Genomic DNA, 13,330 nt, shown 5'->3' on the forward strand with positions numbered 1-13,330 from the left:
TCATCCGTTATCCGAGGAGCCGACCATCATGACCGCCGCGACGATGAACATCTGGGACGTCTATTGGGGGCTTCGCGTCGAGCAATGCCCCTGCGACGTGCATTTCGTCGAATGGCTGGAGGAGGAGCGGCTTTCGGGCAAGCGCATCTATCATTTCGGCACTGGCGGGCACCACTATGTCGGCATCCGCTGCGCCGAACCCGAATTGGACTGCACGGTGCTCGGCATCACCGCCTCGCCGAAGGAATACGACGCCTTCGTCAAGCTCGCCACCGGCAACCCGACGATCACCAAGACCTACAGCGCCTATTTCGGCGACATCTACACCAGCAACGCCAAGCTTCTGCCGCGCTTCGACATCGTGACGCTGTTCCACGCCTGCGAGTTCCGGACGGAAGCGAACGACGCCTATGGCGCGCTGACCGACCGAGAGGTGATCGACCTCTTCACGGCCCAGACCGACATCGGCGGCTATCTGCTGTTCTACACCGGCTCCTTCGCCTATGCGACGGCCGAGCCGATCATCGCCGACTGGGCCGCAGCCGCTGATGTCGACGAGGTCGCGAGCTTCAAGACGCTGCGGGTGTTCAGGAAGACGGGCTGAGCCCGCACTCCATCAGCGCATGGCGCGCATTCGCCGCGTCCCGCCGCCTTGTGCATTGTGACCAAGACGCTATGTCTGCGGCCGGGGCTTGCCCGTCCCATCGCCCGCAATCGGCGCCGCTGGCAACCGCCTCCTGCGCGAAACCGAACATGAGTGCGTATGTCGTTCGGCCCGTTAGAGCCAGGAATGCCTCCGCGCAGGCGCAGCCGCTGGTGGTGGCTCGGGCCGCTCGCCAGCATCGTGATCTTCAGCGCCTCGCTGGTGGTGCTGTGGTTCATCATCCGGGAGATCGAGCCGGGCGAACTCGCCAGCGCCTTCGCCAATGCCAGCCTGCGCCAGCTCGGCCTCGCCTGCGGCTTCACCGCGCTGAGCTATCTCCTGCTCACCGGCTATGACGCGCTGGCGCTGAAGCGGCTCGGCCTGTCGATCCCCTACCGGACGACGGCGCTCGCCTCCTTCACCAGTTATTCGGTGTCCTTCACGCTCGGCTTTCCGATCGTGACCGGCGGCACGGTGCGCTACTGGATCTATTCGCCCAAGGGCGTGCGCGCCTCCGAAGTCGCGAGCCTCACCGTCATCGCGGGCCTGACCTTCTGGCTGGGCCTGGGCGCCATCCTTTGCGCCTGCCTGTTCTACGCGACGGAGTCCGTCGCGGTCCTCGCACGCACCTCACCGCTGGTGGTGCAGGGCGTCGGCGCCGCCGTCGCGTTCGGCACGTTCGGCTATCTCGTCTGGATCGCCACCGGCGAGCGCACCATCCGCGTGCGCGGCTGGAACCTGCCGCTGCCGGGACTCGGCATCACGCTGGGCCAGATGTTCCTTGGCGCGGCCGAGGTCTGCGCGGCGGCCGCCGTGCTGTTCGTCCTGCTGCCGGGCGGACATGGCATCGACTATCCGAGCTTCCTGGCGGTCTATGTGTTCGCCTGCCTCGTCGGCATCGCCAGCCATGCGCCCGGCGGGCTCGGGGTCTTCGAAGCGACGATGCTGGTGGCGCTGAGCCGCCTGCCCTTCGAGCAGGTGCTCGGTGCGCTGCTGATCTTCCGGATCATCTACTACATCCTGCCCTTCATCCTGGCGCTGGTGCTGCTGGCACTGAACGAGATGGTCCGGCGGATCAGGCGGCACGAGCGCTGACGGCGTCGCCTATTTGAGCGCCACCACGATCAGCAGGAACACCAGCACCAGCGCGATCTGCTTGAGGCTCCAGTCGATCCGCGCCAGCTGATCAGGAATCGTCTCCAGCGCCCCAACCTCGATCGAAGGCGGCAAAGCGGGCTCGGCAGGAGGAACAGTCGGCGGAGCCGGGCGCCATTCCAGCGTCTCGACCAGCCCGCGCGCGGGAATAACCCCGCGCCCGTTCGGCTCGACACCGAAATGCCAGGCGACCGGAACGCCCGCTGCCGCCTCGCGCTGGCTCTCGCGCACCCACAGGCTGGTCGTCGCGGATAGCGAGAGTGTCTCGGCCGCGCCCGCCAGCAGGTCCTGCTTCAGGGCCCCGAAGACGCTGGCTGCCATATGAATCTCGGCGCGATAGCCGCCAGCGTATGCGCCCTCGGCCTCGTCGACGTCGAGCACGAGCAAGATGCGCCCGTCTTCGCCTGCGCTGAGCGGGCGGATCATCAGCGCGATATCGTCGGCCTCACCGGCTCTGAGCGGCTGCTGCAGGCTGTCGCCGGCCAGGACGGCCCGCCCGCGGATGAGCTGCGCCTCCTCGAGGCGCCCCGCGCGGATCGAGAAGCCGCGGGACAGGCTGAGGTCGTTGGCAATCAGGTGCAGATGCCGGGCTATGCCCTGCACGAACCGCTCCGAGAAGCCTTCGATGGTCATGACCCCTTGGTCGATGGAGACTCGTCGCGCCACGCCTGCTTCGACCATCGCATCCCGCCTCCCATCGCATGGCAGGATAGCAGAGCGCGCGTCGGGGCGCGCTGCCCGCCGGGCGCATGGCAAGCCCCGGCCAGATCGGGTTGTCACGCATTTCCCGAGGGCCTAGAGCGTCGCATCGGGGCTTTACGATCATCGCGTCCGCCGTCAAGCGAGGGCGCACCCTGATACAGGCTGCCATGACCGACGCTTCCCAACCTGCCGGGCCTCGCCACGGCATGAGCTTCCATTCCTTCGTCGCGCTGATGGCCGCGCTGATGGCGACGAACGCGCTCGCGATCGATTCGATGCTGCCGGCGCTGCCGGCCATGTCGGAGGCGCTCGGCATCGCCGAGGCGAACCAGCGGCAATGGATCATCACCGCCTATCTGCTCGGGTTCGGGGCCACGCAGATCGTCTACGGCACGCTGTCGGACCGCTTCGGCCGCCGGCCCGTGCTGCTGTTTGGGCTCGTGGTCTATGTCGCGGCCAGCATCGCGGCTGCCTTCGCAGGCTCGTTCGAGACGATGATGCTGGCCCGGGTCGTCCAGGGCGTGGGCGCGGCGGCGACCCGCGTGCTCGTCGTCTCGATCGTACGCGACTGCTATTCCGGCCGGGACATGGCCAGGGTCATGTCGCTGGCGATGATCGTCTTCCTGGCGGTGCCGATCCTGGCGCCGTCGATCGGCCAGGCGATCCTGCTCGTGGCGCCGTGGCGCTGGATCTTCGGCGTGCTGACGATCTTCGGCGCATCGGTGATGCTCTGGGTGGTGCTACGCCTGCGCGAGACTCAAAGTCCGGAAGACCGCAAGCCGATCGAGGTCGCAAGCGTGGTCGCAGCCTTCCGCACCACGCTGACGACGCGGCTCGCGGTGGGCTACATGCTGGCGATGGCCTTCGTGCTCGGCGGGCTGTTCGGCTTCATCAACTCGGCCCAGCAGGTCTTCGTCGACGTCTTCCATGCGCCGGAATGGTTCACGACGATCTTCGCCCTGATCGCGCTCGGGATGGCCGCCGCGTCACTGCTGAATTCGCGCATCGTCGGCCGCCTCGGCATGCGCCGCGTCTCGCATGGGGCGCTGCTGGCCTATATCGCCTTGACCGGAACCCATGCGCTGCTCGCGCTGTCCGGCCATGAATCGCTCTGGAGCTTCGCCGCCTTCCAGGCCGGGGCGATGTTCTGTTTCGGGTTGATCGCGCCCAATTTCGGCGCCATGGCGATGGACCCGCTCGGGCATGTCGCGGGAACCGCGTCCTCGGTGCAAGGGTTCGTCACCACGATCGGCGGCGCCCTGCTCGGCTTCTTCATCGGACAGCATTTCGACGGCACGGTCGTGCCGATCACACTCGGCTTCGCGCTCTGCGGGCTGGTGGCGCTGACCATCGTGCTGGTGACGGAGAAAGGGCGGCTGTTTCGCCCCACCGCCGGACGAAGCTAGCCAAGGAAGGCCGTTGGAGCTGCCAGAGCGCGCAGGCCTCGGTGTCGGGACTCTTTGGTCCCGGGCTCTTGGGCCCTGGGGCTCTTGGCCCTCGACCGCCGCCTTCTTGGCGACGGGCATGCCGGGAATCGTCTTCAGTCCGGATAGATCGATAGAGATTCGCATTGGCTCGGGAAGCGTCGCCGCCGATCGGCCTCCCGCATGGGTTTGAGATCAAGCCGTCTTGAGATTGACCGCCGAGGACTTGCCGGTCTTGCGATCGGCCTCGAGATCGTAGCTGATCTTCTGACCTTCGTTCAGGCCGCGCATGCCCGAGCGCTCGACCGCGCTGATATGCACGAAGACATCGCTGCCGCCCTGGTCAGGCGTGATGAATCCATAGCCCTTGGTCTCATTGAACCACTTCACGGTACCCGTGCTCACGTGCTGTTCCTTCAGTCGCTGTTGAGGTCGGCTCATGCCGGCCCGACCCCAATGTATGGGGCAATTCGCTCAGGTTGCAATGACGCGCCGCACAACGGCCTTTTTTGGTCGCGTTCGGCATGCCGCCGGAGCAAGGCTGCGAGCGAACAGGGGTCTTGCTCCCCGCCGCGCCCTCACGCATGAACGAGGGCGACAAGGAAAGCCGCAGGAGAGCCCTCGCCATGACGCAGTATGTAATCGACCCGCCGGCCGTGACGGCCGTCCCCGTGGCGGGCGGAGGGCTTTTTCCGGTACGCCGCGTCTTCTGCGTCGGCCGCAACTACGCCGAGCATACGCGCGAGATGGGCGGCGACCCCGATCGCGAGGAGCCGTTCTTCTTCACCAAGCCGGCCGATGCAGTGCTGATCAACGGCGCCGACATGCCCTATCCGACCAAGACTAAAGATCTACATCATGAGATGGAGCTCGTCGTGGCGATCGGCACCGGCGGCCGGGATATCGCCGAGGCCGATGCGCTTTCCCATGTCTACGGCTATGCCGCCGGTCTCGACATGACCCGCCGCGATCTCCAGGCCCAGGCCAAAAAGGGCGGCAAGCCCTGGGACATGTCCAAGGGGTTCGACCTCTCGGGCCCGGTCGGCGACATCGCACCCGCCAGCCATATCGGCCACCCCGCTGCGGGCAAGATTGAACTCGTCGTCAACGGCGTGCCGCGCCAGAGCTCGGACCTCGCCAAGCAGATCTGGAACGTGCCGGAAACGATCGCCTATCTCTCGGGACTCGTCGAACTCGCGCCGGGCGACCTGATCTTCACAGGCACGCCCGAGGGCGTGGCCGCGGTCGTCTCCGGCGATGTGCTCGAGGGCGAGATCGCCGGCGTCGGCACCGTCCGCACGCGGATCGTCTGAGCCACGTCCTGAGCGTCATTCTCGGGCTTGACCCGAGAATCTCGTCGCCGGCTAGCTGGTTTCCGAGATGGTGGGGTCAAGTCCGACCATGACGCAAGGCCTAACCGAACCCATTCTGCGCGAAAGTCACGACCATGACCCTCACCCCCGATGCCAGCGGCGTCTTCCCGATCGCGCCGACGCCGTTCAACCCCGATGGCACGCTCGACTGGGCCTCCACCGAGAAGCTGTTTGCCTTCTATGACGAAATCGGCTCGGACGGCACCACCGTGCTCGGCATCATGGGCGAGGCGCCCAAGCTGGAGCCGGACGAGTCCCTGCGCATCGTCAAGACGGCCGTCGCCGGCATGCCGGGCAAGCCGGTGATCGTCGGCGTCTCGGCACCGGGCTTTGCTGCCATGCGTTCGCTTGCTCGTCAGTCGATGGAACTCGGCGCCGCCGCCGTGATGATCGCGCCGCCGCCCTCGCTTCGCACCGACGACCAGATCACCGGCTATTACGCCCAGGCCGTCGAGGCGATCGGCACCGACATCCCCTTCGTCATCCAGGATTACCCGCTGACGCTTTCGGTCATCATGACGCCGGCGGTGATCCGCAAGATCGTCACAGACAACCCGTCCTGCGTGATGCTCAAGCATGAGGACTGGCCGGGGCTGGAGAAGATCTCGACGCTCCGGAGGTTTCAAGCAGACGGCTCGTTGCGGCCTATCTCGATCCTGACCGGCAATGGCGGGCTCTTCCTCGATTTCGAGATGGAGCGCGGGGCTGACGGCGCCATGACCGGCTACGCCTTCCCCGAACTGCTGATCGATGTCGTCACGCTGCAGAAGGCAGGCAAGCGTGACGAGGCCCACGACATCTTCGACACCCATCTTCCGCTGATGCGCTACGAGCAGCAGCAGGGCGTCGGCCTTGCGGTGCGCAAATACACGCTGATGAAGCGCGGCATCCTCAAGAGCGACGCCCAGCGCAAGCCGGGTTCGGCGATCAGTGCCGCGGCGAAGGCCGAGGTCGATTACCTTTTGTCCCGCGTCGCGAAGATCGATCCGCGCGCGGATATCTGAACCGCGTCATCCTCGGGCGCCGCACAGCGGCGACCCGGGGATCTCTCACAGGAGATGCTCGGGTCAGGCCCGAGCACGACGTAGTGTCCCCTCAATGGCCCTTATGCGCGCCGTGATCGGCGCCGCGGGCGCCGACCGCCTCGACCTTGAACTCGACCTCGACGGTGCCGGCCTTCTCGAAGGTCAGCGTTCCCTTGACGCGCTCGTCCTGCTTGAGCGGCTGCTTCAGCTCCATGAACATGATGTGGTAGCCGCCGGGCTTGAACTCGACCTTGGCACCCGGCGCGATCTCGACCCCCCCGTCGAGCGGCCGCATCGTCATGACGCCATTGGTCGTGGCCATTTCGTGCATCTCGGTGCGGCCCGCAATGGCGGGAGCCGATACGGCGACCAGCTTGTCCGCCGCCGAGCCGGTATTCTCGATGACGAGATAGCCGCCACCGACCTTGGCGCCGCCGGGGGTGGCGCGGCTCCAGGGATGGTCGATCTTCAGGGCGCCGGCCTTGTAGTCATGGGCGAGCGCAGCGCCGCCCAGCGACAGTGAGATCGCCACAGTGGCGAGGATGGATTTGGTCATGGGACTGTCCTGATCGAATGGGCGCGTCAATGCGCCAGAACGGTGGGGAGCGGCGCCACGGCCGATGTCATCAGCCGGCCGTTGCCGAAGAAGGGTTCTCAGAGCTGGCGGAGGGGGCCAGCGACGGGCGGCGCATGCGAGGGCGGCAAGCCCGGCTGCGGCGCCGGAGCGTCGGCTGCAGCGCGGATGGTCGCTGCGATGTCGGCGACGGGCACCCGGGTGAGCGCGATCGGCTCCGCCTGCCCCGGGCCGGCGAGAGCCGGATTGACCGGGCAGCCCTTGCAATGCTGCGGCTCGCCTGCCGGCTCGGGTGTATCCTGCCCCGGCGGCGTCAGCCCCGAGCAGAGCACGGCGCCCTCGATCAGGCCATATGCCGATGCGGCCGAGGGCGCGAGCGCCGATGCCAGCACCGCCAGAGCATAGACGACGGCCAGCCAGGCTCCGAGCACGGAGCGGCGCAAGCATCGCAGCAGATGCGTCTCGGCGGTCATGCGGGCAAATGGCCCGGAGCGGCCGGCAGCGTCAAGCGGCGACGGAGCCGCGGGGACAGGGGCGGCGAGGCAGAGAATATTCTTCTCCGGCAGAGGCGGCGTTGGGCAGGGTCATCCCAGCGCGGTCGTTTTTTTAAAAGAACAATCGAGTTGACAAACAGGACGCGCCACGCCAGATTGCGACCTGTCATTCGGCCTTGCCGGAAGGCCGCGGGGATTTGAGCGAGCAGCTTGCGCCGCGTCACCAAACGCTAAAGCGCCACGACGCGGTCGTGGGCTCCCATCGACAGGAGACGAACATGACCGGTACGATCCTTTGTCAGGCCCGAACGCTGATCCCACGCACACGCTGCTGTTGTCGATTCTGATCCTGCCATGAGGCCGCCGTTGCGGCTTCCCTGACCAGTCCGATCAGATGTCCACAAGCGCCGCAGACGCGGCGGGAGCGCAGCCATGACTACATTCCAGCACGATACCAGCCAGCACGCATCAACGCGGCAGGCCCGGAACCAACAGGCCTACATCATTGAGATCGGCGAGACCCAAGCCGGTCTCGTCAGCCGCCGTGGCGACGAACGCTATTTCACCTTCATCGCAGCGTCGTCGACCTTCCATGCGCTCGAAGGCCATCGCTTCGCCACGCCGGGTGCCGCCGAACTGGCCGCTCGCCAACTGGCCGCGCCCCGTCGCCACAGCGCGACGCGCCTGTCGTCCTGAGGTAGCAGCGACGTGCCTTTTGTTGCATTTCTGAGGTCATGATGAACGCCCCCGTGAATCCCGACGCCTTCCGCGTCGGAACCGTCCCAGAGCCGGACGCAGCCCCTCCGATCATCCGCTTCGCGCAGGTCGGTAAAACCTATGCCGGCCGTGGCGCGCAAGGCTCCGTCACGGCGCTGTCGGGCATCGATCTCGATGTGCCCAAGGGCGCGATCGTCGGCGTCATCGGTCGCTCCGGCGCTGGCAAGTCGACGCTGATCCGCCTCGTCAACGGGCTGGAGCGCGCCACCTCCGGTCGCCTCCTGATCGATGGCGAGGACGTCACCGACCTGACCGAGGCCGGCTGGCGGGCCCGGCGGCGCGCCACGGGCATGATCTTCCAGCATTTCAACCTGCTCTCCTCGCGCACGGTCTTCGACAATGTCGCCTTGCCGCTCGAGATCGCCGGCACGCCGAAGAGCCAGATCGAAGAGCGGGTCGCGCGCCTGCTCGATCTCGTCGGCCTCGCCGACAAGCGCGAGCGCTACCCCGCCGAGCTGTCGGGTGGGCAGAAGCAGCGCGTCGGCATCGCGCGAGCGCTCGCGAGCGAGCCGAAGGTCCTGCTCTGCGACGAGGCGACCTCGGCGCTCGATCCCGAGACGACGAAGTCGATCCTCGCGCTGCTGAAGCAGGTCAACCGCGATCTCGGCATCACCATCCTGCTGATCACCCACGAAATCCCCGTCATCAAGGAGATCTGCGACCGCGTCGCGGTGATCGAGGACGGGCGGATCGTCGAGGAGGGCGATGTCTTCTCGGTGCTGACCCGGCCGCGACACCCGACGACCGCGCGCTTCGTCGAGGCCGTCACCGGCGTCGAGCTGCCGGCCTATCTGGCGGGTCGCATCCATGCGCAGGGGCAGCCCGGCGACGACACCGTGATCCGCATCACCTTCACTGGCGAGAACGCGACGGCTCCCGTCATCAGCCGGTTGAGCTCGACCATCGGCGTCGACGTCAACATCCTCGCCGGGCGCATCGACGCCATCGCAGGCAGGCCCTTCGGCAGCCTTTTGGTCTCGGTGCCGACGCGGGAGCCGGAACTCGCCGCCGTACTGGACGCTCTCAACAGCCTCGAACTCAAGGCGGAGGTCATCGGCCATGTTTCCTGAGATCATCTCGCCCCAGATCCTCGCGCTGATCGGGCAGGCGACACTCGACACGCTGCAGATGGTGGCGATCGCCGCGGGCCTGGGCACGGTCCTCGGCCTGCCGCTCGGCGTCTTCCTCGCCACCAGCAAGAGCGGCGAGCTCTTCGCGGCGCCGGCCGTCAACACCGTGCTCGGCACGTTGGTCAACGCCACGCGCTCGACGCCCTTCATCATTCTCGTCGTCGCGATCATTCCCTTCACGCGGCTGATCGCGGGCACCTCGATCGGCACCAACGCGGCGATCGTGCCGCTGACCGTGGCGGCAACGCCGTTCATCGCCAGGCTGATCGAGGGCGCGATCCGTGAGGTCGATCAGGGCCTCGTCGAGGCCGCCCGCTCGATGGGCGCGACGCCGCTGCAGATCGTCCGCAAGGTGCTGGTGCCCGAGGCACTGCCTGCGATCGCACTTGGCCTGACGCTGGCCATCGTCAGCCTGATCGGCTTCTCCGCCATGGTCGGCACGGTCGGTGGCGGCGGCCTGGGCGACCTCGGCATCCGCTATGGCTATCAGCGGTTCATGCCCGAGGTCATGGCCGCCGTGGTCGCCGTCCTCATCGTCCTCGTCCAGACCGTCCAGACCATCGGCGATCATCTCGCCCGCCGGCTCAACAAGCGCCTGCGTCACGCCTGAACACCACGCCGTCGTCCCGCGCGACCGAAGGGAGACCCGGGACCCATTCCTGACCCTGGCCGACGAACGCTCCGGAATGGATCCCGGGTCTGCGCTTCGCTTCGCCCGGGACGACCCGTCACATCTCATCACGCCGCCAAAGGAGCTACCTGCATGTCCATCATCACCCGCCGGACCGCGCTCGCCGCCACGGCGCTTGTCGCGCTCACCCTCTCCATCCCCGCTTTCGCCCAGACGACGCAGGTCGTTCGCATCGGCGTGTCGCCCGGTCCTCACGCCGAGATCCTGGAGAAGGTGAAGCCTCTCATCGCCAAGAAGGGCATCGACCTCAAGATCGTCGAGTTCTCCGACTATGTCGTGCCCAATCAGGCGCTCGACGCCGGCGAACTGGAGGCGAACTCCTTCCAGAACCAGCCCTATCTCGACAACCAGGTGAAGGATCGCGGCTTCAAGATCGAGAGCGTCGGCCTGACCGTGAACTTCCCGCTCGGGATCTACTCGTCGAAGTACAAGAGCTGGGCGGACGTGCCGGACGGATCGTCGGTGGCGATCATGAACGATCCAACCAATGGCGGGCGGGCGCTGCTGCTGCTGCAGGACAAGGGCGTGATCAAGCTGAAGGACGGCGTCGGCTTCAAGCCGGGGCCGATCGACATCGTGGCGAACCCCAAGAAGCTGAAGATCGTCGAGGTCGAGGCGGCGCAGACCCCACGCACGCTCGCCGACGTGGCCGCCGCCGCGATCAACACCAACTACGCCGTCGACGCCAAGATCGAGCCGACCTCGGCGATCCTGCGCGAGGATCCCAAGGGCCCCTATGTCAACGTCATCGCCGTGCGCACGGCCGACAAGGACAAGCCCTGGGTCAAGGCGCTGGTCGAGACCTATCACACCCCGGAAATCAAGGCCTTCATCGCCGAGCGCTTCAAGGGCAACGTGCTCGCCGGCTGGTAACCCGGCCTCCCCACCTGGCCGCCAACGGCCGGGTGACTGCCCCGGATGCGAGCGCGTCCGGGGCTTTTTGTTGCTCCGTCATGCTCGGGCTTGACCCGACCATCTCGTAAACCAGCGTTCTCTCGTCAAGAGATTCTCGGGTCTTCGCTTCGCTGCGCCCGAGAATGACGCGGAGGCGCCATCTCAACGCACGATCTTCCCCAGCGCCAGGAACTGCGTCTCGCCCGACGAGTCGTCGACGCCGTCATTGTCGGTGACGACGAAGAGGTTGCCGTCCTTGTCGACCGTCATGCCCTCGACCTTGTCGAGGCCGTAGCCGCCAAGCTTCATCAGGTCGGGAGTCAGATCGCGCAGCAGCTTTTTCTCGACGGTCGGGATCGTGGCCGAGCCGAGAGCCGCCGGAGTCACCCCCTTGATGGAGAAGGTCGCGAGCGTCTTCACCGCCTTGGCGCCGAAGAGGTTGTCGCGCTCGATCACGGCGAATGTGTCGTTGCCGAGGAAGGTAAGCTCCGACAGGCCCATCCAGGCGCCCGACGCCGCCGTCGTCAGCGGGTAATGCAGCACGCCCCAGCTCTTGCTCGCCGGCTTGTAGCTCAGGATCTTGGCCTTGCCCTTCGGATCGTCCTTCCATTCGCGCTGCACGGCGAGCCAGACGGTCTCATCCGCGCCGGAGCCGGTCACGGCGACGCCCTCGAAGCCGAAGCGGGTCGCCTGCTTCGCCAATTCTTCCGGCAGCAGGATCTCCTCCTCGACCTCGCCCTTGGCGGAAACGCGCAGCAGGATGTTTGGGGTCGGCTTGTCCTTGTTCTCGGGGTTGCCCTCGGAGGCCAGCCAGAAGCCGCCCCCGACCCGGGCCGCGATCCCTTCGAGGTCGTAGGCCATGGGCTGACCGGCCTTGGTCACGGTGATTGCGCCGACGATCCGCGCCGGCTTCTGCGTGGCGTCGATCTCGAGGATGCGCGATGGCGCATAGGCGTTGTCGGTCACGGCATGCAGCCGGCCCGGCAGCGTCGCATGCGCGGAAAGACCAGACAGCGCGCCCCAGCCGATCGGCGCGCCGTCGACCTCCGTCGAGACGATGGTCGGATAGGCGGCCGGCGCCTCGCTGCGCTGATAAATCGTCACCGCCGAGCGCGCGCCGCCCTTGGCGACGAAATCAGCCTCCGATGCCGAGACGAAGAGATTGCGCTGCGGGATGGCGAGCAGCCCTTCCGGCGCGATTCCGCCCGGCAAAGCCTGGAGATAGCGCGGCGGCCGGCCCGGACCCTCGTCCTTGTAGACCAGGACGAGCGAGGCTCTCTCCAGCCCGACGAAGATCAGCCTGTCGCTGCCATAGGTGCCGACCTCGATGCCTTCCGGCTCGCTGCCCTTGGCGGCCGAGCGGCGCTCGGGGTAGTGGCCGAGCTGGATCGCGAGCCGATCGACGGTATTGCCGGAATCGAACTCGACCGTGCCGTCCTTGCGAAAGATCGTGAAGCCGCGCGAGCCGCCCTTCCAGTCGCCCTCATTGGCGGTGACGAAGCGGTCATTGTCGAGCCAGCGCACTGCGTCCGGCTCGCGCGCCACGCCCTTGAGCTCCTCGACCGGCTTGATCTGGCCGTCGCGGGTCTTGTCGATGCCCTTGAGATCGACCGTGCTGGCGGGGAAATGCGCCACCAGCTTACCGGTCCTGGTGTCGATGATGGCGAGGTGGTTATTCTCCTGCAGCGTCACCACGGCCAGCCCGTCCTGGTTGACGTCGACGAATTCGGGTTCGGGATCGGTCGGCTCGACCGCCGCGATGCCGGTCATGTCGACAACCTGCCGGGAGGCGCAGTCGATGCCGCCGTCCTTGATACCGATCAGCGTGACGTTGCCGGCGGGCAACTGCGGCAGCGCGCCTTTGTTGAGCTTCTCGTCGCGCTCGTTTTCGATCGCGATGACGATCTTGCTCTTGTCCTTCGTCAGCGTCACCGAATCGGGCTGGCCACCGAGATCGCAGGTCGCCACCACCTGCTTCGTCTTGAGATCGACGGTCGCGAGATGGCCGGCCGGCTCCTTGAAGTTATCCCCGGAGGTGACGACGGCCACGAAGGCCTTGTCGCCGAGGATCGTGACCGAGGTCGACTCGCCGCCGAGCGGCACGAAGCCGGCGGCCCTGGGCGCGTTGGCGGTGGTGATGTCGATCAGGCCCAGCGCCTTCTGTTCACCGTCGGTATAAGCCAGCAGCGTGCCCGCCTCGTTGGCGGCGATGATTTCGGCGACGGTCTTCTTCGAGGCGTCGCGGTCGGTCGGCAGGTTCAGGGGCACGGAGAATGTCGCGATGCGGTTGAACATCGGCTCGGCGAACGCGGTGCCGCCGAGCAAAACCGATGCAAGGGCCGCAAGAACGAAGGGGTTGCGCATGGGGCGATCCTGTCCGGCTGGAACATGAAATGGGCAGGCTGATCGGCTAGTCAGCCGAGACGACGGTTTCGTGACAGTTCGTCG

The 13,330-nt window shown here is 66.6% G+C and carries 14 protein-coding genes; 9 read left to right on the plus strand and 5 right to left on the minus strand.

Features of this window, described 5'->3' with window-relative positions:
- Window positions 1–28 precede the first annotated feature (28 nt).
- Both AE618_RS18200 and AE618_RS18205 read left to right on the plus strand, forming a co-directional pair.
- Window positions 29–604, plus strand: a complete 576-nt coding sequence (locus tag AE618_RS18200) for a hypothetical protein (protein WP_197280816.1) — start codon at window positions 29–31, stop codon at window positions 602–604.
- Between the two features lie 186 nt (window positions 605–790).
- Window positions 791–1,738 (plus strand): lysylphosphatidylglycerol synthase domain-containing protein, encoded by a 948-nt coding sequence (locus AE618_RS18205; protein ID WP_054210447.1) that lies wholly within the window; start codon window positions 791–793, stop codon window positions 1,736–1,738.
- 9 nt (window positions 1,739–1,747) lie between these two features.
- On the opposite strand, the gene AE618_RS18210 is transcribed toward AE618_RS18205, so the two are convergent.
- Window positions 1,748–2,431, minus strand: a complete 684-nt coding sequence (locus AE618_RS18210; RefSeq protein ID WP_156330329.1) for a hypothetical protein — start codon at window positions 2,429–2,431, stop codon at window positions 1,748–1,750.
- A 236-nt stretch (window positions 2,432–2,667) separates the two neighbouring features.
- Here AE618_RS18210 and AE618_RS18215 point away from each other — a divergent pair, with 236 nt between their 5' ends.
- Window positions 2,668–3,906 (plus strand): multidrug effflux MFS transporter, encoded by a 1,239-nt coding sequence (locus tag AE618_RS18215; RefSeq protein ID WP_248310931.1) that lies wholly within the window; start codon window positions 2,668–2,670, stop codon window positions 3,904–3,906.
- 213 nt (window positions 3,907–4,119) lie between these two features.
- On the opposite strand, the gene AE618_RS18220 is transcribed toward AE618_RS18215, so the two are convergent.
- Window positions 4,120–4,329 (minus strand): cold-shock protein, encoded by a 210-nt coding sequence (locus AE618_RS18220; RefSeq protein ID WP_054210450.1) that lies wholly within the window; start codon window positions 4,327–4,329, stop codon window positions 4,120–4,122.
- 221 nt (window positions 4,330–4,550) lie between these two features.
- On the opposite strand from AE618_RS18220, the gene AE618_RS18225 reads away from it, so the two are divergent.
- Together AE618_RS18225 and AE618_RS18230 are read left to right on the plus strand one after the other, a co-directional pair.
- Window positions 4,551–5,237 (plus strand): fumarylacetoacetate hydrolase family protein, encoded by a 687-nt coding sequence (locus AE618_RS18225; RefSeq protein ID WP_054210451.1) that lies wholly within the window; start codon window positions 4,551–4,553, stop codon window positions 5,235–5,237.
- Between the two features lie 134 nt (window positions 5,238–5,371).
- Complete coding sequence (locus tag AE618_RS18230; RefSeq protein ID WP_054210452.1) at window positions 5,372–6,301, plus strand: dihydrodipicolinate synthase family protein; 930 nt, start codon at window positions 5,372–5,374, stop codon at window positions 6,299–6,301.
- Between the two features lie 91 nt (window positions 6,302–6,392).
- Here AE618_RS18230 and AE618_RS18235 read toward each other — a convergent pair whose 3' ends face one another.
- Both AE618_RS18235 and AE618_RS18240 read right to left on the minus strand, forming a co-directional pair.
- Window positions 6,393–6,878: a copper chaperone PCu(A)C gene (locus AE618_RS18235; protein ID WP_054210453.1), complete on the minus strand. Its 486-nt coding sequence runs from the start codon at window positions 6,876–6,878 to the stop codon at window positions 6,393–6,395.
- Between the two features lie 98 nt (window positions 6,879–6,976).
- Window positions 6,977–7,369, minus strand: coding sequence for a hypothetical protein (locus AE618_RS18240; RefSeq protein ID WP_054210454.1), 393 nt, complete (start codon window positions 7,367–7,369; stop codon window positions 6,977–6,979).
- Window positions 7,370–7,822: 453 nt separating this feature from the next.
- On the opposite strand from AE618_RS18240, the gene AE618_RS18245 reads away from it, so the two are divergent.
- The 4 genes from AE618_RS18245 to AE618_RS18260 all read left to right on the plus strand — a co-directional run bounded on the left by AE618_RS18245 (window position 7,823) and on the right by AE618_RS18260 (window position 10,861).
- A complete protein-coding gene (locus AE618_RS18245; protein WP_054210455.1) occupies window positions 7,823–8,086 on the plus strand; it encodes a hypothetical protein in 264 nt (87 codons plus the stop codon).
- Window positions 8,087–8,127: 41 nt separating this feature from the next.
- Complete coding sequence (locus AE618_RS18250) at window positions 8,128–9,237, plus strand: methionine ABC transporter ATP-binding protein (RefSeq protein WP_054210528.1); 1,110 nt, start codon at window positions 8,128–8,130, stop codon at window positions 9,235–9,237.
- Window positions 9,227–9,907, plus strand: a complete 681-nt coding sequence (locus AE618_RS18255; protein ID WP_372687131.1) for a methionine ABC transporter permease — start codon at window positions 9,227–9,229, stop codon at window positions 9,905–9,907. Before AE618_RS18250 ends, AE618_RS18255 begins: the two co-directional genes overlap by 11 nt.
- 153 nt (window positions 9,908–10,060) lie before the next feature.
- The gene (locus AE618_RS18260) at window positions 10,061–10,861 is read left to right on the plus strand and encodes a MetQ/NlpA family ABC transporter substrate-binding protein (protein WP_054210456.1); all 801 of its coding nucleotides are present in this window, start codon (window positions 10,061–10,063) and stop codon (window positions 10,859–10,861) included.
- 183 nt (window positions 10,862–11,044) lie between these two features.
- On the opposite strand, the gene AE618_RS18265 is transcribed toward AE618_RS18260, so the two are convergent.
- The gene (locus AE618_RS18265; RefSeq protein ID WP_054210457.1) at window positions 11,045–13,246 is read right to left on the minus strand and encodes an esterase-like activity of phytase family protein; all 2,202 of its coding nucleotides are present in this window, start codon (window positions 13,244–13,246) and stop codon (window positions 11,045–11,047) included.
- Window positions 13,247–13,330: the final 84 nt, after the last annotated feature.

Origin of the sequence: Allobosea vaviloviae, assembly GCF_001298265.1 — a bacterium.
GTDB lineage: Bacteria > Pseudomonadota > Alphaproteobacteria > Rhizobiales > Beijerinckiaceae > Allobosea > Allobosea vaviloviae_B.

Coding starts and splice junctions, on each gene's coding strand:
- AE618_RS18230 (WP_054210452.1), top strand. CDS start 5,372: ATGACCCTCACCCCCGATGCCAGCGGCGTCTTCCCGATCGCGCCGACG.
- AE618_RS18205 (WP_054210447.1), top strand. CDS start 791: ATGCCTCCGCGCAGGCGCAGCCGCTGGTGGTGGCTCGGGCCGCTCGCC.
- AE618_RS18255 (WP_372687131.1), top strand. CDS start 9,227: ATGTTTCCTGAGATCATCTCGCCCCAGATCCTCGCGCTGATCGGGCAG.
- AE618_RS18240 (WP_054210454.1), bottom strand. CDS start 7,369: ATGACCGCCGAGACGCATCTGCTGCGATGCTTGCGCCGCTCCGTGCTC.
- AE618_RS18245 (WP_054210455.1), top strand. CDS start 7,823: ATGACTACATTCCAGCACGATACCAGCCAGCACGCATCAACGCGGCAG.
- AE618_RS18225 (WP_054210451.1), top strand. CDS start 4,551: ATGACGCAGTATGTAATCGACCCGCCGGCCGTGACGGCCGTCCCCGTG.
- AE618_RS18260 (WP_054210456.1), top strand. CDS start 10,061: ATGTCCATCATCACCCGCCGGACCGCGCTCGCCGCCACGGCGCTTGTC.
- AE618_RS18250 (WP_054210528.1), top strand. CDS start 8,128: ATGAACGCCCCCGTGAATCCCGACGCCTTCCGCGTCGGAACCGTCCCA.
- AE618_RS18200 (WP_197280816.1), top strand. CDS start 29: ATGACCGCCGCGACGATGAACATCTGGGACGTCTATTGGGGGCTTCGC.
- AE618_RS18235 (WP_054210453.1), bottom strand. CDS start 6,878: ATGACCAAATCCATCCTCGCCACTGTGGCGATCTCACTGTCGCTGGGC.
- AE618_RS18210 (WP_156330329.1), bottom strand. CDS start 2,431: ATGACCATCGAAGGCTTCTCGGAGCGGTTCGTGCAGGGCATAGCCCGG.
- AE618_RS18265 (WP_054210457.1), bottom strand. CDS start 13,246: ATGCGCAACCCCTTCGTTCTTGCGGCCCTTGCATCGGTTTTGCTCGGC.
- AE618_RS18215 (WP_248310931.1), top strand. CDS start 2,668: ATGACCGACGCTTCCCAACCTGCCGGGCCTCGCCACGGCATGAGCTTC.